Annotated in this window: 22 protein-coding genes and 2 tRNA genes; 14 read left to right on the top strand and 10 right to left on the bottom strand. The window is 61.1% G+C overall.

Annotated elements, in window-relative coordinates; all coding sequences use genetic code 11:
- Positions 1-599 precede the first annotated feature (599 nt).
- The gene (locus KHP60_RS22990; protein WP_213566615.1) at positions 600-827 is read left to right on the top strand and encodes a hypothetical protein; all 228 of its coding nucleotides are present in this window, start codon (positions 600-602) and stop codon (positions 825-827) included.
- 1,027 nt (positions 828-1,854) lie between these two features.
- Here KHP60_RS22990 and KHP60_RS22985 read toward each other — a convergent pair.
- The 4 genes from KHP60_RS22985 to KHP60_RS22970 all read right to left on the bottom strand — a co-directional run bounded on the left by KHP60_RS22985 (position 1,855) and on the right by KHP60_RS22970 (position 6,709).
- Positions 1,855-2,796, bottom strand: coding sequence for an ABC transporter substrate-binding protein (locus KHP60_RS22985; RefSeq protein ID WP_213566614.1), 942 nt, complete (start codon positions 2,794-2,796; stop codon positions 1,855-1,857).
- 107 nt (positions 2,797-2,903) lie between these two features.
- A complete protein-coding gene (locus tag KHP60_RS22980; RefSeq protein ID WP_213566613.1) occupies positions 2,904-3,908 on the bottom strand; it encodes an ABC transporter permease in 1,005 nt (334 codons plus the stop codon).
- Entirely contained in the window at positions 3,905-5,449 is a 1,545-nt protein-coding gene (locus KHP60_RS22975; RefSeq protein ID WP_213566612.1) for a sugar ABC transporter ATP-binding protein, read from the bottom strand. The genes KHP60_RS22980 and KHP60_RS22975 overlap by 4 nt, the downstream gene beginning before the upstream one ends.
- Positions 5,450-6,130: 681 nt before the next feature.
- Positions 6,131-6,709 carry a L,D-transpeptidase gene (locus tag KHP60_RS22970; protein WP_213566611.1) on the bottom strand — a complete coding sequence of 193 codons (579 nt, stop codon included), beginning with the start codon at positions 6,707-6,709 and terminating at the stop codon, positions 6,131-6,133.
- 434 nt (positions 6,710-7,143) lie between these two features.
- Between KHP60_RS22970 and KHP60_RS22965 the strand changes: the two genes are divergently transcribed.
- Complete coding sequence (locus tag KHP60_RS22965; RefSeq protein WP_213566616.1) at positions 7,144-7,305, top strand: hypothetical protein; 162 nt, start codon at positions 7,144-7,146, stop codon at positions 7,303-7,305.
- 908 nt (positions 7,306-8,213) lie between these two features.
- On the opposite strand, the gene KHP60_RS22960 is transcribed toward KHP60_RS22965, so the two are convergent.
- The 3 genes from KHP60_RS22960 to hemA all read right to left on the bottom strand — a co-directional run bounded on the left by KHP60_RS22960 (position 8,214) and on the right by hemA (position 10,938).
- Positions 8,214-8,795: a hypothetical protein gene (locus KHP60_RS22960; RefSeq protein ID WP_213566610.1), complete on the bottom strand. Its 582-nt coding sequence runs from the start codon at positions 8,793-8,795 to the stop codon at positions 8,214-8,216.
- Positions 8,796-9,572: 777 nt separating this feature from the next.
- Positions 9,573-9,647, bottom strand: a tRNA-Thr gene (locus KHP60_RS22955).
- A gap of 64 nt (positions 9,648-9,711) precedes the next feature.
- Positions 9,712-10,938, bottom strand: a complete 1,227-nt coding sequence (gene hemA / locus KHP60_RS22950) for a 5-aminolevulinate synthase (protein WP_213566609.1) — start codon at positions 10,936-10,938, stop codon at positions 9,712-9,714.
- Between the two features lie 382 nt (positions 10,939-11,320).
- On the opposite strand from hemA, the gene murA reads away from it, so the two are divergent.
- From murA to KHP60_RS22925, 5 genes are all read left to right on the top strand, one after another.
- Positions 11,321-12,610: a UDP-N-acetylglucosamine 1-carboxyvinyltransferase gene (gene murA, locus KHP60_RS22945; RefSeq protein ID WP_213566608.1), complete on the top strand. Its 1,290-nt coding sequence runs from the start codon at positions 11,321-11,323 to the stop codon at positions 12,608-12,610.
- A gap of 133 nt (positions 12,611-12,743) precedes the next feature.
- Entirely contained in the window at positions 12,744-13,184 is a 441-nt protein-coding gene (locus KHP60_RS22940) for a DUF2948 family protein (protein WP_213566607.1), read from the top strand.
- Positions 13,184-14,476: a histidinol dehydrogenase gene (gene hisD, locus KHP60_RS22935; RefSeq protein ID WP_213566606.1), complete on the top strand. Its 1,293-nt coding sequence runs from the start codon at positions 13,184-13,186 to the stop codon at positions 14,474-14,476. Before KHP60_RS22940 ends, hisD begins: the two co-directional genes overlap by 1 nt.
- A gap of 18 nt (positions 14,477-14,494) precedes the next feature.
- Positions 14,495-14,980: a UPF0262 family protein gene (locus KHP60_RS22930; RefSeq protein ID WP_213566605.1), complete on the top strand. Its 486-nt coding sequence runs from the start codon at positions 14,495-14,497 to the stop codon at positions 14,978-14,980.
- A 3-nt stretch (positions 14,981-14,983) separates the two neighbouring features.
- On the top strand, positions 14,984-15,466 hold the full coding sequence (locus tag KHP60_RS22925; RefSeq protein WP_213566604.1) for a low molecular weight phosphatase family protein: 483 nt from the start codon (positions 14,984-14,986) through the stop codon (positions 15,464-15,466).
- Here KHP60_RS22925 and KHP60_RS22920 read toward each other — a convergent pair.
- The 3 genes from KHP60_RS22920 to KHP60_RS22910 are packed head-to-tail and all read right to left on the bottom strand — an operon-like array spanning position 15,431 to position 17,181.
- Positions 15,431-15,754, bottom strand: a complete 324-nt coding sequence (locus tag KHP60_RS22920) for an AzlD family protein (protein WP_213566603.1) — start codon at positions 15,752-15,754, stop codon at positions 15,431-15,433. The two genes, KHP60_RS22925 and KHP60_RS22920, sit on opposite strands and share 36 nt — an antisense overlap.
- On the bottom strand, positions 15,751-16,452 hold the full coding sequence (locus KHP60_RS22915) for an AzlC family ABC transporter permease (protein WP_213566602.1): 702 nt from the start codon (positions 16,450-16,452) through the stop codon (positions 15,751-15,753). Before KHP60_RS22915 ends, KHP60_RS22920 begins: the two co-directional genes overlap by 4 nt.
- A gap of 57 nt (positions 16,453-16,509) precedes the next feature.
- A complete protein-coding gene (locus KHP60_RS22910; RefSeq protein WP_213566601.1) occupies positions 16,510-17,181 on the bottom strand; it encodes a TerC family protein in 672 nt (223 codons plus the stop codon).
- A gap of 436 nt (positions 17,182-17,617) precedes the next feature.
- On the opposite strand from KHP60_RS22910, the gene KHP60_RS22905 reads away from it, so the two are divergent.
- From KHP60_RS22905 to KHP60_RS22875, 7 genes are all read left to right on the top strand, one after another.
- A complete protein-coding gene (locus KHP60_RS22905) occupies positions 17,618-18,286 on the top strand; it encodes a tripartite tricarboxylate transporter TctB family protein (RefSeq protein WP_213566600.1) in 669 nt (222 codons plus the stop codon).
- Entirely contained in the window at positions 18,286-19,788 is a 1,503-nt protein-coding gene (locus KHP60_RS22900; protein WP_213566599.1) for a tripartite tricarboxylate transporter permease, read from the top strand. The genes KHP60_RS22905 and KHP60_RS22900 overlap by 1 nt, the downstream gene beginning before the upstream one ends.
- A 62-nt stretch (positions 19,789-19,850) precedes the next feature.
- Positions 19,851-20,825, top strand: a complete 975-nt coding sequence (locus KHP60_RS22895) for a tripartite tricarboxylate transporter substrate binding protein BugD (protein ID WP_213566598.1) — start codon at positions 19,851-19,853, stop codon at positions 20,823-20,825.
- A 122-nt stretch (positions 20,826-20,947) separates the two neighbouring features.
- Positions 20,948-21,024: transfer RNA gene (locus KHP60_RS22890), tRNA-His, on the top strand.
- 372 nt (positions 21,025-21,396) lie between these two features.
- Complete coding sequence (locus tag KHP60_RS22885) at positions 21,397-23,079, top strand: class I SAM-dependent DNA methyltransferase (protein ID WP_249689057.1); 1,683 nt, start codon at positions 21,397-21,399, stop codon at positions 23,077-23,079.
- Positions 23,080-23,228: 149 nt separating this feature from the next.
- On the top strand, positions 23,229-23,771 hold the full coding sequence (locus KHP60_RS22880) for a restriction endonuclease subunit S (RefSeq protein ID WP_213566597.1): 543 nt from the start codon (positions 23,229-23,231) through the stop codon (positions 23,769-23,771).
- Between the two features lie 30 nt (positions 23,772-23,801).
- The coding region (locus KHP60_RS22875) for an IS256 family transposase (RefSeq protein ID WP_249689056.1) at positions 23,802-24,651 on the top strand (850 nt) is incomplete at its 3' end.

The following is a 24,651-nucleotide window of genomic DNA, read 5'->3' as shown; positions in this document are numbered from 1 at the left end:
TGCGCTAGCCGCCGTGCGGCGGGATATCTGGCGTGAAACGGGTTTCCTCACGTCCCAACATCGGAACAAAACACCAAAACCCTCGCGGGCACTTCAGCAATGCCTGGTCTACGCACTCTGCCGAGCAGCCTGATTGGCCAAAGTCGAGCTAAGGCATTAATAATTGGTCGCTGGAACGGAGCAATTGCTCATCGGAACCCTATAGAGCGGCACTCTGGGCCAAAGCCGCCTTATCTGCCGTGCCGCTGCCATTGGGGAGCATCTCTCAAACCGCAGCTGGGGCTCTCGAAACATTCTTATAAACTTTGTGAAGGAATAGACCAACAGCTGCATTCGTTTGATGGCCATAGGTCGTCGATTGAGATGGAGGATAATCTGATGAGCACCACCCGACATACAAACCCTGCACAGGGCGTCGGCTCCGATTCTACACATCCTAGCAATACGGGCCCATCCTTTCAGTGTGCAGTGCTCCTCTTTGTTGCATTCCTCAGTTCCTTCATCGGAGTAGCCCTGCTCCTGGCTGGGATCTGACGAGGCTGAGACCCTCAAGGCTCTTATCGATGAGAACGAGATTGACCGCATCATCGGAGACGAAGATGGACTACAAGATCGAGCTCGTGGCTCAGGCCATTCACGAAGCCGAGCAAGCAGCATGCTTGTGGGATAACGAGCCCGCAATCCGAAAGGAGCGGTTCCGGGAGTATGCCCGCAACGCCATTGATTTGCTTGACGAAGACATCAATATTCTTCTTCTGGCCTTGAGAGGGGCGCAGCAGAAGAGCGGTTGGGCGATTAAGAGCCGCTTGATCGGTTGGGAGCAGTAAGCTCTCAAGCCGCGTGGTCTCGGCCACTTCGCTGATGTGAAGCTTCAGCCCCATTAACGTGATGACCCAGATGATCGATGTCATCTCGCGTCGCACGATTGCGTCGTTGACGGCTCGATGCGTTCCTTGGGTTTATCGACATACGAGCCTTCAGTTCAGCCTCCAGCCACCGCAGTTCCTCTTGTAGCCCTTCGAGGCGCCTCAGCAAAACGGCATCTGATAAGCTAGGTGGGGCAGCACGACTGACACTCCGCACTCGTCCAGCATGGGTGATGCTGCGGATCGCCTCCAGCGAGGCCGGACCAATGCCCGGGGTCGCCAGCCAATGCTTATCCGGGATCTGACCAACCTCCCGGAGGCTAGGGCAACGGCCTTTGAACTCACGTAAAAGCGGATGCTTCACCCGCGATGGAACGGCTTCGAGAGGAAAGGGCTCATCCAAGTACATGTGCACCCCGCAAACCTAATCAGATGACTTACTATTGGGCCGTCCAGATCAAGGCTGTTCCAAGGCAAGATGTGGACAGATCCTTGGATTCGGTTCCCTTTACACTGCTGGAGTACCTATAGTCCTCCAGAACTAAGTATGTCTTCTTCATCAACAATGATGGGACGTTGATTGAGATTGTTTGGGGCCTACGGAGAGCAGCTTCAGCGGCTGCTCCAATTTCAAACGAAATCCCTGGCTGCGCCGTTGCTGATGCTAATTTTATGGCAGCAGGTGCAAGGGAGCCTTCCAGCACGTAACTCGGGAAACAATCGAGTAGGACTGCTCGGCTATCAACGTATCAACAAGTCGTCCGAGGTCTTTAGGAAAGAAGACTCCGTGGTACATTCAGGGTTGGGAAGGAAGTGGCAAGGGTCTTAAACCCGAGGGCAATCGCGACCCAACCAAGCGTTCCGAGGGGCAAGGATCTTCGGAAGGCGGACACGTGTGACCGTCACTGACGGAACACTCCATATCTTCTATAGCGCGTCCATGATGACGACGGAGAAGAGGGGCGAGCCCCTCTCCCGACGCTAACCCTCAGTCGTAGAGAACGGCTGCGATCTTCGGATCGCTCATGTTTGACTTATCATAGTAGAAGAAGCCGGTGTCGATGATCTTCTCGAGCTTCTCGCCCTTGAGCGCCTTCACGGCTGCCTCGACGGTCTTGTAGCCAATGCCGACCGGATTTTGGGTGATGGCACCCGCCATAAGACCCTCCTGAATCGCCTGCTTCTGCTGCTTGCCGGAATCGTAGCCGATGATGACGACCTTCCGGTTCATCTCCCGGGCACCATTGACCACACCGATTGCCGAACCTTCGTTGGCGCCGAAGATGCCCTTGAGCTTCGGATTGGCTTGGAGAACCGACTTCGTGATCTCCGTGGACTTCAGGTGATCGCCGGAACCGTACTGAATGCTCACGATGTTGATCTTCGGATACTTTTCTTTGATCCGGTTCACGAAGCCGTCTCGCCTGTCGATGCCCGTGCGGCTTGTCTGGTCATGCACCACGAGAGCGATGTCGCCTTCACCGCCGATCAGTTCGGCCATCTTATCGGCAGCCAGTGCGGCAGCTGCCAGATTGTTGGTTGCAGCCGTGGACAGCGGAATGTCACTGTCGACGCCGGAGTCGAACGCGATGACAGGGATCTTGGCTGTCTGCGCTTTGCGAAGCAGAGGGATTGCCGCCTGGCTGTCGAGGGCCGCAAAGCCGATCGCCTTCGGATTTTTGGCGAGCGCCGCCGAGAGCATGTCGATTTGCTTATCGACCATGGTCTCGCTGTCCGGGCCTTCGAACGTGATGCGCACGTTATAATCCTTGGCGGCCTGTTCAGCCCCGGTTTTGACTGCCTGCCAGAACTGGTGCTGAAAGCCTTTCGAGATGAGTGGGATATAGGTCTCCTGGGCGGCCGCAGGGACTGCGAAGCCGATGAGCGTGCCAATACTGATGGCGCCAATCAGAGTGCGTCTGCTCCACATCGTTTCCTCCTGGTCGTTGGTGGTTCAAGGATATTATTGAATGAGGCGGTTGAATTGCTGGATCGTGTCGCGTGTTCCTTTCGCTCGTGAGACGTAAGGGAAGATCCTCAGCCCTTGCGGCGCAGGATATCGGCATAGACGGCGAGGATGATGATCACCCCGGTTACGACCGTCTGCCATTCCTGAGCCACCGAGAGGATACGCAGGCCATTCGTGAGCACGCTGATGATCAATGCCCCAATGATCGTTCCGAGAATGGTGCCACGCCCGCCGCTCAAGGAAGTGCCGCCGATGACCACGGCCGCGATGGCATCGAGTTCATAGCCTTGGCCGAGCGCCGGCTGGGCGGAGTTGAGCCGCGAGGCGATAATGAGACCAGCAATGCCGCAGATCCCACCCGAAACCGTGTAGACGATGATCTTCCAGAAATCGGTATTCACGCCGGAGAGGCGCACCGCCTCTTCATTGGAGCCGAGGGCAAAGGTGTACCGGCCCAAAGCGGTGCGCGTGAGAACAAGGCTGGAGGCAACCGCGACCACGAAGAGGATTAGGACGCCGTTGGGGATCGGCAGGAACGGCAGGATTGCTCCGAGCAGCGACTCCTGCGAGATCATCGGGAAGTTCGGTGTATCATTGAAGTAGATCGGACGGGTCCCCGAGATTACGAGAGCAAGACCCTTCAGCAGCATCATCATGCCCAAGGTCGCAATAAATGGCGGGATCTTCATCTTAGCGATGAGAGTTCCGGAAACCGAGCCGCAGATGGCACCCGCGGCAATGGCCGCCAAGATGCCTACAGGCATGGGTAGGCCCCAGTAGGTCAGGAACACGCCGGCGATGACGGCACAGAATGTCATCAACGTGCCGACCGACAGATCGATGCCGCCAGTAATGATGACGAATGTCGCGGCCACCGCAAGAACACCATTCACGGCTGTTGCTTGCAGAATACCGATAAGATTGTCGGGCTGGAGGAAGTTATCGGACGCGATGGTGAAAACGGCCATCAGGGCGATCAGGCTGGCGAAGGCAAGGATCCTCTGCCATGCCCCTTGGCTGAACACGGTGGATTTGATGACGGTTGGAGTTTCCTTTTCTACGATTGTCGTCATGTGGTTGATCCCCCGGGTGCCCCGTTCGAGGTATCGGTTGTGAGGCTATGGCGCTGCGTCGCAAGGCGCATGATGTCTTCCTGGGAGGTTCCCTCGGCAGGCAGATCTCCGGTCAGCCGGCCTTCGCACATCACGGCGATCCGATGGCTCATGCGCAGGATCTCAGGCAATTCGGATGAAATCATCACGATGGCCCGTCCCTGGGCGGCGAGAGTGTTCAGGAGCTTATAGATCTCGTTCTTCGCACCGACATCGATGCCGCGTGTCGGCTCGTCGAAGAACAGGATCTCACAGTCGCGGGCGAGCCATTTCGCAATGACGATCTTCTGCTGGTTTCCACCTGATAGAAACCGCACCTCCTGAGCATCCGAGGGCGTCTTGATCCGCAGCTGACGGATGTAGGAGCGCGCCGTCTCCCGGATCGCACGCGTCTTGAGGAACATGTTCATGGAAAGGAACCGGCTCAGGCACGGCATGACGATATTGGCCGCTACGTCCATGCCGGTCGCCAGTCCGAAACGCTTCCGGTCTTCGGATAGATAGCCGATGCCAAGACGGACTGCTTCCTGCGGCGAGCGGATCGTCACAGGCTTGCCCCTGACGATGATTTCGCCGTCGTCAAGGGGATCCGCACCGAAGATGGCGCGCGCAACCTCCGTCCGACCCGCTCCCATCAAACCGGCAAAACCAAGGATCTCGCCTTTCCGCAGCTTGAAGCTCACGTCGAGTATGACATTGCTGCGGCGAAGATTTCGGACCTCGAGTACGACGTCATGGCTCGACAGGTCCGGAACCTCAGTCTTCGTCTCAGTAAGGCTTCTGCCGACCATCATCGAGATGATCGTGTCGACAGCCGTGGCTGCTGTAGGAACCGTGCCGACATATTCCCCATCGCGCATGATGGTGACGCGGTCGGAGATTTCCTTCAGCTCATCCATCTTGTGCGAAATATAGACGATGCCGACGCCCTCAGCCTTGAGCTTCCGGATGATGCTGAACAGCTCACCGATTTCGGCATTGTTCAGGGCAGCGGTGGGCTCGTCCATAATCAAGACCCTCGACCTGAAGGAGAGTGCCTTGGCGATCTCGACCATCTGTTGTTTGGCGACGGTGAGTTGGCCGACTTCGGCCCGTGGATCGAGCTTTAAATGCATGCGTTCGAAGATTTCGGCGGCAGCCCGGTTCAGAGCCTCTTCATCGAGCAGGAATCCCATCGCTCGCTTAGGCTCGCGACCGATGTAGATGTTCTGCGCGGCCGTGAGGTCGTTCATCAGGTTCAGTTCCTGATGGATGATACTGATCCCCAGATCCTGCGCGGCTCGTGGAGACGGAATATCGACAGGCACGCCTTCAATGCAGATCTCGCCGGCATCCTTGCGATAGATTCCAGCGAGAATTTTCATCAAGGTGGATTTGCCGGCACCGTTCTCGCCCATCAGAGCATGAACCTCTCCCGAGAGGAGCTCGAAGCGAGCGTTCTTCAAAGCCTTCACGCCTGGGAACGATTTGTCGAGATCCCTGATCGTGACAAGCGGCGTCATGAATGGCGCTCTACTTGGTTCGAAACTGTTGCATGCTCGGGCTGCCTCCACCTCCTGCGGCGGCCGAGAACGGGCCTGCGGGATGCTGCGTATGCGATGGATCCGACAAGATTCGCCACATTGGAGTTGTATTTGCGCAGGCGCGGGAAGGCGCTTGGATGCTCAATGTTCCAAGCCGTTGCGGACGTCAGCAGGATGTTATCCTGTACCCGCATCTTTCCCTCCCGACCGTCAGCCGACGACGGTGCTGTACTCTTGATGCCTTACCGACGGACCCACTTCGGAGACGGCCGGGATTAAGCACCGAAAAGCTTATTTTATTTCGAGGATGATATTCATGAAGCCATGAAGCAGGCAATTGAAAATGTGGCTCTGTCTGACCGGGCGGCCGCATAAGCATGACGATCCCGGTCGCTGTTTGCCGGTACGTAGAGAACCGCTGCGGCAAGATGAGATGCAGATGGTTTTTGGCCGGCATTACGGCTGCATAATGCAGCCCACGCCACTCCTCGCACTCCGCCGTGGTGCTGGCGCTCGTTATCTCTGCGGACGCTCCAGGGCCGATCTGTATATCCTGCTGGCGGAGTGTTGAACGTCAGCCGGCCAGCCCATGCCCGTCATGGACCGTAAGCCTATGGAGTGACAGATGACGACAGGAGCAAGGTCCTGTTCCGGTACACGTCAGCGTAACACCATGACCTTGGTGCCGACCCGCGTTCGATTGTAGAGGTCAACGACGTCGGCATTGGTCATCCGAATGCACCCGGAGGAGACGGCATAACCGATGGTTTCCGGCTCATTGGAGCCGTGAATCCGGTACATGGAGGAACCAAGGTAGAGCGCCCGGGCACCCAGCGGATTACCCAGGCCGCCTTCCATGTAGCGTGGAAGATCAGGGCGCCGCCGCCGCATCGCGACCGGAGGGCTCCAGGATGGCCATTCCCGTTTCATGCTGACAGTCTTGATCCCGGTCCAGGTGAAGCCCGGACGCCCGACACCGATGCCGTACTGAATGGCCCGCCCGTTGCCGAGCACGAAATAGAGCCTGCGTTGACTGGTGGAGATGACGATCGTGCCTGGCCGATGGCTCCCGGGCCAGATGACCAGCCGCCGGGCAGTCGGGGAACTCGGCCCGCCAAACAGGCGCTCGAAGAAGGTTGCAGGCTCGCCACCACGAGAGGCGACGGTCTGCGCCTCGGCGGGGCCCGTGAACGCCACGCTGCACGCAACCAGCCCGACAGCGAACACGAAGTGAATCATGGGGGCCTCCCTCGCGTGGAATGGCACAGCTTCAACGCCTGAGGCTCGGCCCTGGATCCTCGCCAATCAGGAGTGCCCCGGAAGGATAGAAATTGCCTCAAGAGCCGAGAATGACACTCGCGCGCCCCCAAGCTTGGAGCGCCGAGGTGCCTAACACGGACCTTTGCTGAGCGGTCGAAATGTGAAGGTTTGACACGATGCAGAGTCTCAGGGGGCTTTCTCCACAGAAGGCACGATGGACACTCTCCCGATTCGCTGTGGCTCATCGTGCTCAGGGAAACCCCTTAGGGACATGATCTGAGTTCCTGGTGACTTCGTCACGGCGTACCTGTCAGTCATCCTCCGGGACGGGACGACCATATGGATTGCGCCATTGCGATGCCTTGTGCTTCTGCGATCATCCCGTCCGCCCACGACGTGTCAAGGATGATCCTATGTCCACCTCGCTCAGCGACACCACCATTCATCTCGTGAAGGCCACGGTTCCCGCGCTCCAGGAGCATGGGCTGGCGATTACGGCCTTGGCGGGCGTTCGTTCGAACCGCATCCACTACGAGTTCTTCGGACCGGCCGACGAGATCCTTGCAGCCGCCTGAGAGGATCCTCTCTCCGGCGCCCTGAGTAGGAAGCTTCAGGGCACCACTCACGAGCGGTCCCTGGTGCCAAGTCCCCGTCTCAAATGTGAACTCGATAAGAAGGTGGTTCCGAAACTGAAGAACTGTTGCTTGGCATGCTCATAGCGGAGAGGGCTAAGAATCCTGTCGCTGCTGCTATTCGGTTCAGATCGGCCGATCACAGTGGAAAAATTTCACGCACTCGGTGCGGCGCGTTCTCCTGAACATATAACCACATGCGAGGCATTGCAGAGTGCACCAGAAGCGCCTTTCAAGGCGAAGCTGGAAGCAATCCTTGATGCCTATGCTGCAGTAGAGGAAGTCGCCTTGATGCTGGTGCTGTCTCCGAACTGAAATGACGGTGGTGTCGCGGGGTAGGTCATCATGTGAAATCAACCGCTTGTGAAGCATCTCACAGCTTAGTCCGTCCGTAATAGGGCAACGTCATCTTTCGCCGGCAGAGAGCATCTTCGGCGGAAATAAGCAGCCCATTTCCAAAAGGACGTTTCATGAGCAACCTCCATCCCACCTACGACTTCAGCAGCGACGGGGACATACTATCCGGCGTGACTCCGATGTCCCTTCTGTACGAAGGTCCCACATCTTGGCTCGTTCCGAGCAGCGACCTCGGCGGGGATCCTCTTTTTTGTGGAACTCCCCCCGGTCCGAACGGCGGCCCTGTCAACGTTCCCGGATATGGTGAGCTCCCTTCCGGTCCTAACGACCCGCTGGACTGCTGGTAAGCTAACTCGGAGCGTCGCTCGTCAAGATATTGCGACGCTCCTTCGTTGTGCAGTGCTGGGGCATGTGACAGAGACCAAAGAACTGGTGCAAAGTCCCAGTCGTAAGCTCGAAGATGGCAGTGGTGCCGCGAGCCGAACCTAGGGTGCCTAGCTCAAGGTAGTCTGCTCTCGCGCCGCTTTCCGAAACAACCAAGCCGATGCGAGCCACAGCGCGGTGAAGAATCCGGTTACGGTTATGACAACATCTGGCCAGTTCGCCTCAGTCGATCCTAATCCGGCGATCAGAGCGATCAAAGCGACCAACGCCTGGGCGAGCGCCGTCGCGACCAGGGCGCGTGCCATTCCTTGAGGCTGGAAACGCACAATGATGGCACCGACGATTCCGACGGCGAGCACTCCGCCATACATCACGTTGGCGGGGTTATCCTCACCCCCGATGATGCCCACGGCGAGATTCATCCAGACCAGAATGAAGACCGCCATGAGCGCAATCCCGACGGCTGCCCGGTACGCGGTATTGGCTGCTTTCCTGGCTGCTAACTCGTAGGTGCAGCCGGCAGCGCCCAGCATGGCGGCAAGGATGGCGAAATCCGCTATATCCCAGTCCACTTCGCCGGTGACTTGCATCGCGAAAAGGGGCAGTAGCAGCATGACAGCTGCGGAGCTCCAGGCTGCTATCCGCAAAAGGCTTCCGTACCGTATGCCGCCGTTTCCCGCGTTCCTTGCCATTGCTCTGTCTCTGTGCGGCTCGGAAGGGTGAAGAGAGGGTTGAACGCCTCCAGCTGGCCTGAGTCCCGCCATGGTCGACCCGCGGCAGGGTACAGTCTCACTACTGATCGTTACAAGGTATATATCGAACAAGCAGCGCAGATCGGGCCCTTCCGCCAAGCGTGCAGTGCGACCGCCTGTCAGGCAGGCGTGAATATGAATGGCTCCGTGCCGTCTTGCGGTCCCATTTTCCACGAGACGAGCAACAGCGGTCACCCAGGCCCTCGGCCTTCCCAGCAACTGTTCGCGTTCATCCTAGCCAAGTTAATATCGCCAGGCTCCGCCTTGAGGGCTGCTCCAAGGGAATTCGGCAGCTCTGGCTCATCCTCCAGGGCGGCTTCCAGTTCCATCAGGGACATAATGACGGCCTTGAGAGCCTTCCACTCCAGGCAAGAGCCTTTCCAGACGAGCCAGTCTGGGTGCTTACGGAACTGGAGATGACTCGCGTCCTCGATAGGACAATTCCTCACTGAGGATGTGTTCAGTCGAGGGCATGTAGTTTGGCTGCCAAGCGTCGTAATGGACTACGGAAAGCACGGGCGGGTGGTTCTTGATCTCGGCCATGTCCCACCGCCTCCCTACGGCAATGATATGGGAATGGGAGAAAGAACTGCCGAAAGGGCGTTTCTTAGAACGGATCGGAAATCCTTCCACCGAATTTCCGCGAGTCGCCGGATTCAGGCATTTCGATTGTTGAGGGGTATCAAACCTGAAACCCTGACTTACAAGGCTTTTGGCTGGTGCTGCCAGAGAGGATCGAACTCTCGACCTCTCCCTTACCAAGGGAGTGCTCTACCACTGAGCTACGGCAGCGCGCCAACGGGGAGGGCCGCTTACTGCCACAGGGCAGCCCTCCATGCAAGCTTGAAAATGATCTTTATTCGGCCGCCTGGACTTTCGGCTCCAGGGGGAGCCGGAGCGCCGTCCAGACCTCCACCAGGGCGGCGGCGAGGGCGTCGATGTGGGCATTCGAGTGGAAGGGGCCGGGGGTGATGCGCAGCCTCTCGGTGCCGCGCGGCACGGTGGGGTAGTTGATCGGCTGGATATAGATGCCGTGCTTGTTCAGCAGCCGATCCGAGGCCGCCTTGCAGGCTTCCGCATCCCCCACCATCACGGGCACGATATGCGTGGCCGTATCGAGGACAGGCAGGCCGACGCCGCTGAGCACCGCCTTGGTGCGGGCCACCTGGCGCTGCTGCTGGTGGCGCTCGGTGGACGATTCCTTGAGGTGCCGGATGGACGCCGTGGCGGCTGCCGCAACGGCAGGAGGCAGGGCGGTGGTGAAGATGAAGCCTGGGGCGAAGCTGCGGATCGCGTCCATCACGGCCTTCGTGCCGGTCAAATACCCGCCCATTACGCCGAAAGCCTTGCCCAGCGTGCCCTCGATCACGTCGATCCGGTGCATCGCGCCCTCGCGCTCGGCAATGCCGGCGCCGCGAGGGCCGTACATGCCCACCGCATGAACCTCGTCGATATAGGTCATGGCGCCGTAGCGCTCGGCCAGATCGCAGATGGCATGGATCGGGGAGATGTCGCCATCCATGGAGTAGACGCTCTCGAACACGATCAGCTTGGGCCGTTCGCCCGCTGCCTTGAGCAGCTCCTCCAGATGATCGAGGTCGTTGTGGCGGAAGATCGCCTTGTCGCAGCCGGACTGGCGCACGCCCTCGATCATCGAATTGTGGTTGAGCGCGTCCGACAGGATCAGGCAGTTCGGGATCAGCTTGGCGAGCGTCGAGATGCCGGTCTGGTTCGAGACGTAGCCTGAGGTGAAGACCAGCGCCGCCTCCTTGCCGTGCAGGTCGGCGAGCTCGGCCTCCAGTTCGACGATCGGGTTGCTGTTGCCGGAGATGTTGCGGGTGCCACCGGCTCCGGTGCCGAGGCGCCAGGCGGCCTCGACCATGGCCCGGGTGACGTCCCGGTTCTGGCCCATGCCGAGGTAGTCGTTGGAGCACCAGACCGTGATGGGACGGGGGCCCTCCGGAGAGTGCCAGATCGCCTGGGGGTAACGGCCGGCCAGCCGCTCGATATCGGCGAAGACACGGTAGCGCCGCTCGGCCTGGAGACGCTCGAGGGCTGACGTGAAGAAGTTCTGATATTCCATCATCTCACCGGGTGGGCAACGCAATGCCCGGGGATACTGGACCTATTATGCCAGATCACATTGATCCGGGTCAAAGTCCTGAACCGTGATATTGCGGTTGAGAGCCGCTTGCGAAGTCTCTATTTGATAAAGGCGACGATGGGTCGCGTGAACCATGACTGACGTGAAATCGCAAGAGAAAGCTGACCGGCTGAAGGCGGCTTTGAAAGAGAATCTTAAGCGTCGCAAAGCTCAAGCTCGGGGACGGCAGGCTGTGAAGAGGTCCGGAACCGAAGTTGAGAGCCTGAGCGTTTCGGCTGAGCGCGACAAGCCGTCAGACTAGCCTGAAGGGCTCGAGGCGCGCATAGCCAAGGCTCGTTAAAAGTATTGCAAGGGGAATTCGATGGATCGCATTCGCATCCGGGGCGGCGCGCCTCTCAACGGCTTGATTCCGATTTCAGGTGCCAAGAATGCGGCCCTGCCTCTCATGATCGCCAGTCTTCTGACCGAGGAGAACCTGGAGCTCGGCAATGTGCCGCGGCTCGCCGACATCTCCTCGCTCCTGCGGATCATGAGCAATTTCGGCGTCGATCACTCGATCGCCGGACGTCGGCCCGGCCAGTCCTCCGAGACGGGGCAGACCATCCGCCTGACGGCCAAGAACATCATCGACACCACGGCCCCGTACGAACTGGTTTCGACCATGCGGGCGAGCTTCTGGGTCATCGCTCCCCTGGTGGCCCGGTTCGGTCATGCCAAGGTGTCCATGCCGGGCGGCTGCGCCATCGGCACCCGGCCGGTGGACCTCCTCATCATGGCTCTCGCCAAGCTTGGCGCTGCCATTGAAATCGAAAGCGGTTACGTGGTAGCGACCGCTCCCAAGGGCCTGATCGGGGCCGAGATCGATTTCCCGAAGGTGACGGTCGGCGGCACGCATGTGGCCCTGATGGCGGCGACGCTTGCCCACGGCACGACCGTGATCCGCAATGCTGCCCGCGAGCCGGAGGTAGTGGATCTGGCCGAATGCCTGATCAAGATGGGCGCCAAGATCCAGGGCGCCGGCACCTCGGAAATCGTGGTCGAGGGCGTGTCCAGCCTCGGCGGCGCCTCCCATGACGTCATGCCCGATCGGATCGAGACTGGCACCTATGCCATGGCGGTAGCCATGACAGGGGGGGATCTCGTTCTGGACAACACCCGGCCCGAATACCTCCAGGCTGCTCTCGATGTGCTGGGTCAGGCTGGGACGGACGTGTCGGCGACCCATGGTGGTATTCGCATCCGGCGCAACGGCAATGGCATCCAGCCGGTCGATGTGACTACCGATCCCTTCCCAGGCTTCCCGACCGATCTGCAGGCACAGTTCATGGCCCTCATGACCCGGGCGAACGGCACATCCCGCATCCGCGAGACGATCTTCGAAAATCGCTTCATGCACGTGCAGGAGCTCGCGCGCCTCGGTGCCCAGATCCGCCTCGACGGGGACAGTGCCTATGTGGATGGCGTGGCCGGCCTCAAGGGAGCGCCGGTCATGGCGACGGATCTGCGCGCCTCCGTGTCCCTGGTGATCGCAGGCCTGGTGGCCGAAGGCGAGACCACCATCAACCGGGTCTATCACCTGGATCGCGGCTTTGAAGCGCTCGAAGCCAAGCTCGCCCGTTGCGGCGCTCAGATCGAGCGCCTGAGGGGCTAAGGACAGGAGGGCCGGCTTTTTCAGCCGGCCTTTTCTTTTCGAGGCATGAAGAAGAAGCCGCAGCCGAAAGGTTGCGCCGGGGCAGGGGGCTCTCTACCTAAACCTTAAAGTTCAACAATAGGTTGGTGCCCCCATGGATCTCCTGAGACTTGTCGCTTTCGATCCGGAAGATCTTGCCGTCATCTCCGCCCACTTGCAGGATTCCCTGCTCAGGGTGGGCGATATCGCCTATCTGCCCCGGGAACGGCGTTTCGCCATTCAGACCCGCCGTTATGACTGGGAGGCGGCAACCCCCCAGCGCCGGCTGACCTGCATGCATTTCGAGAATGTCACGGGCGTGCGCGTCCGCGGCATCGACCAGACCAACAAGGATGCGGTTCTTAACCTTCTCGCCATTGCCTTCGAGGAGACCAGCGCCCCATCCGGCACTGCCACCTTGATCTTTGCCGAAGGTGGCGCCATCCAGGTGGACCTGGAGTGCATCGAGATGCAGATGAAAGACACCGGTCCCGTCTGGGCTGCCGAAAGCCGCCCCTCGCACGAGGAACAGTTCCAATCGGCGGAGCGCCTGTAATGGCGCAAAGGCTCGATGCGCGGGAGCCGTCCTTCCCGCAGGCTTTCGCTGCTCTCCTCTCGGCCAAGCGGGAGGTGTCGGAGGATGTGGACCAGGCCGTCCGTGCCATCATCGAGGACGTGGTGGTGCGAGGCGACGAAGCCCTGATCGATTTCACCTATCGCTTCGATGGGGTGGCGCTCCAGCCTGAGACCCTGCGCATTTCGGATGCCGAGATCGATGCCGCCGAGGCCCAGTGCCCGAAGGAGGCGCTGGAAGCTCTCGCGCTGGCAAAGGAGCGCATCGAGACCTACCACCGGGCGCAGCGACCGCAGGATTCCATGACCACCGACTCGCTCGGAGTCACGCTGGGCTGGCGCTGGACCGCGCTCGAATCCGTCGGCCTCTATGTGCCCGGCGGCCGGGCGAGCTATCCGTCCTCTGTTCTGATGAATGCAGTGCCGGCGAAGGTCGCGGGCGTTCCGCGCATCGCCATGGTGGTTCCGACCCCCAAGGGTGATACGAACCCGCTCGTCCTGGCGGCTGCGCGCCTTGCCGGGGTCAACGAAGTCTTCCGCATCGGCGGCGCGCAGGCGGTAGCGGCGCTCGCCTATGGCACGCAATCCGTGCGGCCGGTCGCCAAGATCGTCGGCCCCGGTAATGCCTATGTGGCGGCGGCCAAGCGCCGTGTCTTCGGACAAGTCGGTATCGATATGATTGCCGGTCCCTCCGAGGTGCTGATCCTCGCGGACGCCCACGGCAATCCTGATTGGATTGCCGCCGACCTTCTGGCCCAAGCCGAGCATGACCCGGCCGCGCAGTCGATCCTCGTCACGGATAGCCCCGCCCTCGCCGATGCGGTGGAGAAGGCCGTGGAGCGTCAGCTCCAGACACTGCCCAAGGCAGAGATTGCTGGCGCGAGCTGGCGCGATTACGGCGCCATCATCCTGATCGATCGTCTGGAGAACGCCATTCCCCTTGTGGACCGGCTTGCTCCCGAACACCTGGAGATCGAGACGGAGAACGCGGAGGAGCTTGCCTCCAAGGTGCGAAATGCCGGCTCGATCTTCCTCGGCAGCCACACGCCGGAAGCCATCGGCGATTATGTGGGCGGTCCGAACCACGTGCTGCCCACAGCCCGATCGGCCCGCTTCTCGTCGGGCCTGGGCGTGCTTGACTTCATGAAGCGAACCTCGATCCTGAAATGCGACGCGGACGCTTTGCGTGCGCTAGGTCCTGCAGCGATTACGCTCGGGCGGTCGGAGGGGCTGGAGGGGCATGCGCGGTCTGTCGCGATCCGCCTGAATCTCTAGACGGCAGGCGGAGGGGGGATGGCGAGCGAAGCGAAGGAGCGGACCCGGCTGGTCACCGTCACGCTCGACGAGGCCTCCATCGGCCGCGGCAATCCCGATCAGGAGCATGAGCGGGCCATCGCCATCTATGACATTCTCGAGGAAAACACATTCGCCCTGCCGAACTACGATGGCGGGCCTTACGGCTTACGCATCTCGCTCATCGAGAAAAAACTCTGCTTCGAGGTCACGGCGCAGGATGGCGCTCATCTCGTCTCTCATCACCTGTCGCTGACGCCGTTCCGCAAAGCCATCCGCGATTACGAGCTGATCTGCGACAGCTACTACCAAGCCATCCGCTCGGCCTCACCGGCTCAAATCGAGGCCATCGATATGGGACGGCGCGGACTGCACAACGAAGCGGCCGAACTCCTGATGAAGCGCCTCGATGGCAAGCTGATCCTCGATTTCGATACGGCGCGCCGCATCTTCACATTGATCTTCGCGCTGCACTGGAAGGGCTGACGCTTGGACGAGCCCCGCTCGAAACGGATCCACTCGGTTCTGTTCGTCTGTGCCATGAATGCGGTGCGCTCCCCCATGGCGGAAGCCATCGCGCGCCATTACTTCGGCAAGTCGATCTATGTGCAATCCGCCGGCGTTCGCAAAAGCGATACGGATGGATTCATGGCATCGATCCTGGCCGAGATCGGCATCGATGCATCCAAGCACAAGCCGCGCACGCTCCAGGAGTTGGAGGAGTGGGAGGGTCTCAACTTCGACCTCATCATCTCCCTGTCGCCGGAGGCGCATCACGCAGCGCTGGAACTCACGCGCACCATTGCGGCCGAGGTGGAATACTGGCCGACGCCTGACCCGACGATCACGCAGGGCTCGCGCGAGCAGGTCCTCGATGCCTATCGCAATATCCGCGATGGACTGATGTACCGCATCCGCCTGCGGCTCAGGCAGGGCTCACCCAAGGGCCCTGATGACGGAGAGGGTGCCTAAGCCCACGAGAAGACCGACGATGTCGATCCGCGTCATCGCCATCGCCACGATGGCTGCGGTCAGGGCGATGATCGCGGGCAGCCCGTTGTCGATCACCACGGGCAGGATCGTTGCCAGGATGATGGAGCCGGGCAGGGCGCGCAGACCCCGCTCGATGCGCGGCGTAAGCCGCACCCGGCTCATGACCACGACCCCTGCGATGCGGCACAGAAACGTCACCAAGGTCATGGCGGCAATGGCGAGAACGGATCCCCATGGGCTCGCGATAACGGTACCGAACGTGTTCATTCGATCAGCATCCCGGTTGCGACCCCGGCCAAAGCGCCGGCGATGATGAAGACATAGCCGGGCACGAGGGCATGAACGACGAGCGAGACGAGGCCAGCGATGAGCCAGGGCAGGGCGGGCCTCGTACCCTTCCACAGGGGCACAAGCATGACGCCGAAGAAGATCGGCATGACGAGGTCGAGGCCGAAACGCCGCGGCTCAGGCACGAGGGCTCCGGCGAAGAAGCCGGTCAGCGTCGCGATGAGCCAGACCAGCCAGAGGATGATTCCGCATCCCAGAAGCACGCCGACATCGCGGCCGCCCTCGCTGTGATAACGGGTGCCGACGAGCCAGCCGGCTTCGGTGAGAAGAAAAAGATTGAGCGCCGTGCGGGGGAGCGGCTCGTCCTTGAGCCAGGGCTGAAGGGTGGCGCCCAAAAGGATCATGCGCGCATTCACGATGGCTGTCACGGTCACGATCGTGAGGATCGTCGATGGCGTCCAGACCTGCTGCCAGATTTCGAGCCCGACCATCTGGGACGCTCCGGCATAAACGAAGGCGGAGAGACCGAGGGTTTCGCCGAGCGACAGACCCTTCTGGGCCGCTGCCGTGCCGAAGGCCACGGCAAACATGATGAAGCCTGGAAAGGCGGGCAGGGCGGCACGGGCGCCGTGTCGAAGACCTGCCGTAGAAAAATGAGGGCGGAGAGCGGGGGGCATGAGCGTCACGCTCTGTGCCTTCCCGCGTCCCCGCCGTCAATTGGAGATTGGTGTCTTTTAGCCGACGGTGCCGTTGACGAGGGGATAGATCTCGAGGAAGCCCTCGTAGATCATCTTGAGCGACACGTAGAGGATGATCGCGAGGCCGACATACGCGATCCAGCGATAGCGCTGAAGCAGGCGAGCGATGTAGGAAGCCGCAATGCCCATGAGGGCAATCGACAGAAGGAGGCCGAAGGCGAGGATGTAAGGATGCTCGCGCGCTGCACCCGCCACGGCGAGCACGTTGTCGAGGGACATGGACACGTCGGCGATGACGATCTGCCAGGCAGCCTGGGCGAAGGTCTTGCGCGGGACGCCTCCGGCAATGGTGCCGTCCTGATTGATGTCCCGACCCTCCAGAGCCTCTTCTGCCGCATGCTGCTCTGCCTCATGGCCGGTACGCAGCTCGCGCCACATCTTCCAGCAGACCCACAGAAGGAGAATGCCGCCGGCCAGCAGAAGGCCCACGATCTGGAGAAGCTGGGTCGTGATGAGCGCGAAGAAGATACGCAGGACGGTCGCGGCGATGACGCCGAGCAGGATCGCCTTGTTGCGCTGCTCCTTGGGGAGACCGGCGGCGGCCAAGCCGATGACGATGGCATTGTCGCCGGCGAGCGCCAGGTCGATGCCGACCACCATCAGGAAGGCGACGACCTCGGGTCCGAAAAACTGCGAGAGATCAAACATGCAGTGCCTCATATGTCGGTTTGGGGGCAGCGCATGCGAAACGCTCAAAAAGACGCATCTGGCACTGGCCCGGTCCGGAAATTCCTCGGACCGGGAGCCGCAATGCAGGCAAAACCGTCTTTTTGAACGAACCCAGGCCGCCCTGGTTTTCATCCAGTCCGACATCGCCGCTCCTGTTTTAGGAGCGACCAGAGGGGCCCGGCCTGGCTACACGGTTCCATCTAGACAAGATGCGGCGGAGGATCAAGTGATCTCCCGCAGGGCTCTGGCTACTGTCCTATAGTTTAATAGACGTTTTCTCAGGGGCTGTTCATTCGAACAGGTCTTGTTGAGAAGCATTCTCCCCAAGACACAGAAGCTTGATCCAGGCTGCGGCCTCGGGCCATATCGGTCTCAACAACCTTGGGCGCGCGATGCGCCCGTCGGGAGGTCGTCCATGTCTGTTCTCCATGAAGGCTCTGAGCCGGTACGGCATCGCGGGCCGGTGCGTGCCCCGCAAAGCTTGGCGGGTGGCCTTCTTCTCATCGCGCTTGCCGCCCTGGCGCTCTGGCTGACGCGGGATCTCGACCAGGGCACACTCAATGCCATGGGCCCGGCCATGCTGCCACGCTGGCTCGCCATCGGGGTCGGCCTGTCGGGCTTGGCCCTGCTGGCCGCCGCCTTCCTCAAGGAGGGCGATCTTCTGGAGCGCTGGAGCCTGCGCGGCCCGGTCTTCGTGATCGGCGCCATCCTGGCTTTTGCCTTTACCATCCGCGGCTATGCCTTCGGGTCTCTGGTCCTTCCCGGCCTCGGTCTGCTTGTTGCCGGCCCGCTCGCCATCATCATCGGGGGGCATGCCACTCCCGAGGCGCGCCTGCGCGATCTCGTCATCCTGGCACTGAGCCTCACCCCATTCTGCATGGTGCTGTTCGGCGATCTGCTCAACCTGCCCATCCCGGTCTTCCCGCAGGCGCTCACGGGCCTGTTCCCGGCCGACTGGTCGCAAAAGGCGGTGTTGCGGGCTACGGCCGCCATCATGGCCGGGGCGGCTGTTCTCGTGTTTCTCACCACGCGAGGCCGTCGCCAAGCCTCGGTCGACGTGGCCGACCACTCCGGGAGGATCTGATGGGTGATTTCTTCTCCAACCTTTCACTCGGGTTCGGGGTGGCATTGTCCCTCCAGAACCTGGGCCTTGCCTTCCTGGGCTGTCTCGTCGGCACTCTGGTGGGGGTGCTGCCCGGCGTTGGTCCGATCGCCACCATCGCGATGCTGCTGCCGATCACCTTCGGGCTCGATCCGACCGGCGCACTCATCATGCTGGCCGGCATCTACTACGGCGCCCAGTACGGCGGCTCGACCACGGCGATCCTGGTCAACATTCCCGGCGAGGCGACCTCCGTGGTGACCGCTCTCGACGGCCACCAGATGGCCCGCCAGGGCCGCGCCGGCGTGGCGCTCGGCATCGCGGCCATCGGCTCCTTCTTCGCCGGCACGGTGGCGACCCTGGTGATTGCGGCGCTAGGCGCCCCGCTCACCGGACTCGCCCTGATCTTCGGCCCGACCGAATACTTCTCGCTCATGGTCATGGGCCTGGTCTTCGCGGTGGTGCTGGCGCGGGGCTCGATCCTGAAGGCTATCGCTATGATCCTGGTCGGCGTGCTGCTCTCCACCGTCGGCACGGATCTGGAGACCGGAGAGGAACGCATGACCTTCGGCCTGCCGTTCCTGGCCGACGGCATCGACTTTGCAGTGCTCGCCATGGGCATCTTCGGCATCGCCGAGATCATGCGCAATCTCGACCACACCGAGCATCGGGACGTGGTGCGCCAGGCCATCGGCCGCCTGTTGCCTAACAAGGACGATTTCAAGCAGTCCTACAAGCCCGTGCTGCGCGGCACCCTGATCGGAGCGATCCTGGGCATCCTGCCGGGCAACGGCGCGGTGCTCGGGCCGTTCGCGTCCTATACGCTCGAGAAGAAGCTCGCCAAGGACCCGCGCCGCTTCGGCCGCGGCGCCATCGAGGGCGTGGCGGGACCTGAGTCCGCCAACAATGCGGGTGCGCAGACCTCGTTCATTCCGCTGCTGACGCTGGGCATTCCGCCGAACGCCGTGATGGCCCTGATGGTCGGTGCCATGACCATCCACGGCATCATCCCGGGCCCGCAGGTGATGACCAAGAACCCGACCCTGTTCTGGGGCATGATCGCCTCCATGTGGGTGGGCAACTTGATGCTTCTGATCATCAACCTGCCCATGGTCGGGCTCTGGGTGCGCCTGCTCAAGGTGCCGTACCGGCTGTTGTTCCCGGCGATCCTGATGTTCTGCTGCATCGGCATCTACTCGATCAACTCGCTGCCCACCGATGTCATGTTCATCGGGCTGTTCGGCTTTGTGGGCTACATGCTGATCAAGTTCGGCTTCGAGCCGGCCCCGATGCTGCTCGGCTTCGTGCTCGGCAAGCTGATGGAGGAAAACCTCAGGCGCGCCCTGATCATCTCGCGCGGCGACATGATGACGTTCATCGATCGTCCGATCAGTGCGGGCCTGCTCGCCGTCGCGGCTATCCTGCTTGTGATCGCGCTCCTGCCTTCCATCCGCAAAGGAAGGGACGAGGTGTTCACCGAGTAGCTTGCCTTCAACCTCGCCTTGCCCACATGTAAGGTCATAACCATTTCCAGGGAGGAAATCTGATGAAGAAAACTGTACTGGCTCTTGCCGCTGTCGCCGGCTTGGCCGCAACGGGCGCTCACGCTCAAAATTACCCCACTCGTCCAATCACCATGATCGTGCCCTTCGCGGCCGGTGGCCCGACGGATGTGATCGCCCGTATCGTCACCGACCATATGAGCCGCACCCTGGGCCAGCAGATCGTTATCGAGAACGTGGCAGGCGCCGGCGGCACCACGGGCATCACCCGCGCTGCGCAATCCCAACCCGATGGCTACACCATCATGATGGGCCACATGGGCACCCACGGCGCCGCGCCGGCCCTGTACCCGAACTTGAAATACGATCCGACCAAGGACTTCGCGCCCATCGGCCTTGCGGCCGGCACGCCGATCGTGATCGTGGCCAGAAAGGACTTCCCGGCCAACGACCTGAAGGGGTTCCTCGAATATCTGAAGGCCAATGCCGACAAGGTGAACATGGCCCATGCAGGCGTGGGTTCCGTCTCCCACTCGACGGGCATCTTCTTCAACTCCGTAGTCAAGGTGAAGCCGACCATGGTCGCCTATCGCGGCACGGGTCCGGCCCTGAACGACCTGATGGGCAATACGGTCGACTTCATGACCGACCAGATCGTCAACGTGGCTCCGCAGATCCAAGGCAACAATATCAAGGCCTTCGCCATCGCGACCCCTGAGCGCTCCCCGGTTCTGCCGAATGTGCCGACCACCAAGGAGGCCGGTCTTGAGGGTTATGAGGTCAGCGCCTGGAATGCAGCGTTCGCGCCGAAGGGCACTCCGCCGGACGTGGTCAAGAAGCTGAGCGACGCGCTCATCAAGTCCCTTGAGGACGAGAATACCAAGAAGCGCCTCCTGGAACTTGGCGGCGTGATCCCCAGTGCAACCGAGCGGACCCCGGAAGCCCTGCAGAAGCTCGTCGAGAGCGAGGTCGCCCGCTGGACCCCGGTTCTCAAGGCCGCTGGCGCCACGGCCGAATAAGCTATCTAAAGCTTGAGCATTCAAAGCGGCGGGCGCTCAGGCCCGCCGTTCTCATTTCCGGCTTCGAGGTTTCGAACAGGACTTGAAATTGCCCGCCCGGGCGATTACACCCTGCCTCACGTGCAGCCGTAGCTCAGTTGGTTAGAGCACCAGATTGTGGATCTGGGGGTCCCCCGTTCGAGCCGGGGCGGCTGTACCATAAAAATCAAGCACTTAGCCCTCGCAGGTTCGAGGGATGCTTACCAGAAGATGCCCTTAGTAAACATATGGTAAGCAGCCACTCGTCTTTATCCTCCTTCTTCGCTCATCAAGCGACGTGCTGGGCTGCAGCCACGTAATGGATCTGACGCGTCTTAGACTGATCCTACGATGAGTTGCGATATAACAGGTGCCAGGGCACTGGTATGCAGGGGAGGCGTAGTAGCCCGATGTGAAAGCGTGCGGTGAGATTGCTCCCTCTTGGTGCTCTGCAGCTTTCCGCGGTTCTCGACTAAAAGCTGTTGGTCCGAGCGATTGCCAAATCGCCACGCAATAAGGTTAAGTCCCCAGAAAGCTTATGGGGCGCTCAACCTTGAACCACCAATCCCTTTCATCCTTCATTTGGTCCGTCGCGGACCTCCTTCGAGGCGACTATAAGCAGGCCGATTACGGTAAGGTCATCCTTCCCTTCACCGTGCTGCGGCGGCTGGATTGCGTCCTGGAGCCAACCAAGGATGCCGTCCTGACGGAACATGCGGCTAAGACGGCCCAGGGGCTCAACCCGGAGCCGTTCGTGCTCCGCAAAGCTGGACAGACCTTCTACAACATCTCGCCCCTCGACATGCGCAAGCTCATGGGCGACCAGGACAACATCGGCCAGAACCTCTACGCCTACATCCAGGGCTTCTCGCCGGACGTGCGGGACATCTTCGAGCGGTTCGAGTTCGCCGTCCAGGTGGACCGGCTGGCCAAGGCGGGGCTGCTCTATCAGGTCGCGGAGAAGTTCACCCGCATCGATCTGCACCCCAACAAGGTGGACAACCACCAGATGGGACTCGTCTTCGAGGAACTCATCCGCCGGTTCGCCGAACTCTCCAACGAGACCGCCGGTGAGCACTTCACGCCCCGCGAGGTCATCCGCCTCATGGTCAATCTTCTCTTTGTGGAGGACGACGGGATCCTCTCGAAGCCCGGCGTTGTGCGGACGATCTACGATCCCACGGCGGGAACGGGTGGGATGCTCTCGACTGCTGACGAGTACCTCACGGAGCACAACGACAAGGCCTCCCTCGTCATGTATGGGCAGGAGCTAAACCCGGAGTCCTACGCCATCTGCAAGGCTGACATGCTGATCAAGGGGCAGGATGTCAGCAACATCATCTTCGGCAACACCCTGTCGGATGACGGCCACCCGCATCAGAAGTTCGACTACATGCTGTCCAACCCGCCATTTGGCGTCGAGTGGAAGAAGGTCGAGAAGGCGGTTCGCGCGGAGCATGAGCAGAAGGGCTTCAACGGGAGGTTCGGGCCGGGACTCCCGAGGGTATCCGACGGTTCGCTCCTGTTCCTGATGCATCTCCTCTCGAAGATGCGCCCGGCAGCCGATGGCGGAAGTCGGTTCGGAATCGTGCTCAACGGCTCGCCGCTGTTCACGGGCGGGGCCGGTTCCGGCGAGAGCGAGATCCGCCGTTATGTGCTTGAGAACGATCTGGTGGAGGCGATCATCGCGCTCCCCACCGACATGTTCTACAACACCGGCATCGCGACCTACGTTTGGGTGCTGTCGAACCGCAAGCCCTCTCACCGCAAGGGCAAAGTGCAGCTCATCGATGGATCGACCTTCTGGCAGAAGATGCGCAAGAGCCTGGGCTCCAAGCGCAAGGAGATGGGCGAGAAGGACATCGCCACCATCACCCGGCTGTTTGGCGGCTTCCAAGAGGCGCAGCTCGCCACGGTGTTGGATGCCGAGGGTAGGGAGCTTGCCAAGGAGGTGGTGTTGGAGGGGGAGAAGCCGCCAACCGCCCCCGAAGGCGGAAAGGTGAAGCTCGCGCCGCTCTCCCGGATTTTCCCGAACGAGGCCTTCGGCTACCGCACCATCACCGTCGAGCGTCCCCTGCGGGATGAAAGCGGAAAGCTCATCCTAGGCGAGCGCGGCAAGAACAAGGGCAAACCGCAGGCTGATAGCTCGCTGCGGGATACCGAGAATGTGCCCTTGAGCGAGGACGTAGAGGCCTATTTCTGCCGCGAGGTGTTGCCCCATGCCGAGGACGCCTAGATTGATCACGAGAAGACGAAGGTCGGTTACGAGATCCCGTTCAACCGGCATTTCTACGTCTTCGAGCCGCCCCGCCCGCTCGCGGAGATCGACGCCGACCTCAAGGAAGTCACGAGCCGGATTAAGGTAATGATCGAGGAACTGGCGGCATGAGCTTCCCTCGATATAGCAGCTACCAGGACAGTGGTGTTGATTGGCTCCGGGATGTGCCAGCAGGCTGGGAGGTCGCTCCTGGCCGACGGCTGTTTAAGCAGATCCGAGAGCCTGCACACGAAGGAGACGAGCAATTGTCTGCTACGCAGCGGTACGGTGATGTCCCGCAGCGGCACTATATGGAGTTCGAGGATCAAAAGGTAGTGCTGGCGCTTGGAGGACTCAATAACTTTAAGCACGTCCAGAAGAATGATTTCGTGATCAGTTTGCGCAGCTTCCAAGGGGGGATCGAATACTCAGCGTTCAGCGGTTGCGTCAGCCCAGCATATACGGTGCTTAGAGCGGCCAAATCCATCTGCCCGAGGTACTACGCCTACACCCTCAAATCCGAGCCTTACATAGCGGCCCTCCAGTCAGCAACGGATGGCATCCGAGATGGCAAGAATATCAGCTATGAACAGTTCGGAACCATTCCGCTCCCCGCTCCGCCTCTCCCTGAACAGAGGGTCATCGCCAGTCTTCGGTTAGAGTTCGGGTAGCGACACCTGACCCTGACCCCGGAGACGACGATGACCGACGAGAGAATGGCCCTGATCGCGCTGATCGAACAGGGGGCCGATGCCGATCTGATCCGCGACATGCTCGCCTTTGCGGCCGAGCGCCTGATGAACCTGGAGGTGGAGGCGCTGACCGGAGCCGCGGCCGGCACGCGCAGCCCGGATCGCCTTACCCACCGCAACGGCTACCGCGAGCGGGCCTGGGACACCCGCGCCGGCCGGATCGATCTTGCCATCCCCAAGCTGCGCAAGGGTTCCTACTTCCCGGCTTTCCTCGAGCCGCGCCGCACCGCCGAGAAGGCGCTCACGGCCGTGATCCAGGAGGCTTACGTCCACGGCATCTCCACCCGTTCCGTCGACGATCTCGTCAAGGCCATGGGCGCCTCCGGCATCTCCAAGAGCCAGGTCAGCCGCCTGTGCGAGGAGATCGACGAGCGGGTGAACGCCTTTCTCTCCCGGCCGATCGACGGCGAGTGGCCCTACCTGTGGATCGACGCCACCTACCTGAAGACAAGAGAGGCCGGCCGGATTGTCTCCACTGCCGTGATACTGGCCGTGGGCGTCAACAGCGATGGCCGGCGCGAGGTGTTGGGAGTTGCCACCGGCGCCTCGGAGGCCGAACCGTTCTGGGCCGCCTTCCTGCGCTCTCTCGCCGACCGGGGCTTGCGCGGGGTGAAGCTGGTGATTGCCGACGATCACAAGGGGCTGCGGGCGGCGGCTGCCCGGGTCTTCCATGCCTCGCACCAGCGCTGTCGGGTTCATTGGATGCGCAACGCCATGGCGCATCTGGCCCCCAAGCAGCGTCCAGCCGTGGTGGCGATGCTCAAGACCATCTTCGCCCAGGACACGGCTGAGGCGGCCA

The sequence above is a fragment of the Microvirga sp. 3-52 genome (assembly GCF_018383585.1).
Classification (GTDB): domain Bacteria; phylum Pseudomonadota; class Alphaproteobacteria; order Rhizobiales; family Beijerinckiaceae; genus Microvirga.
This window is presented reverse-complemented; position numbering and strand designations above follow the sequence as displayed.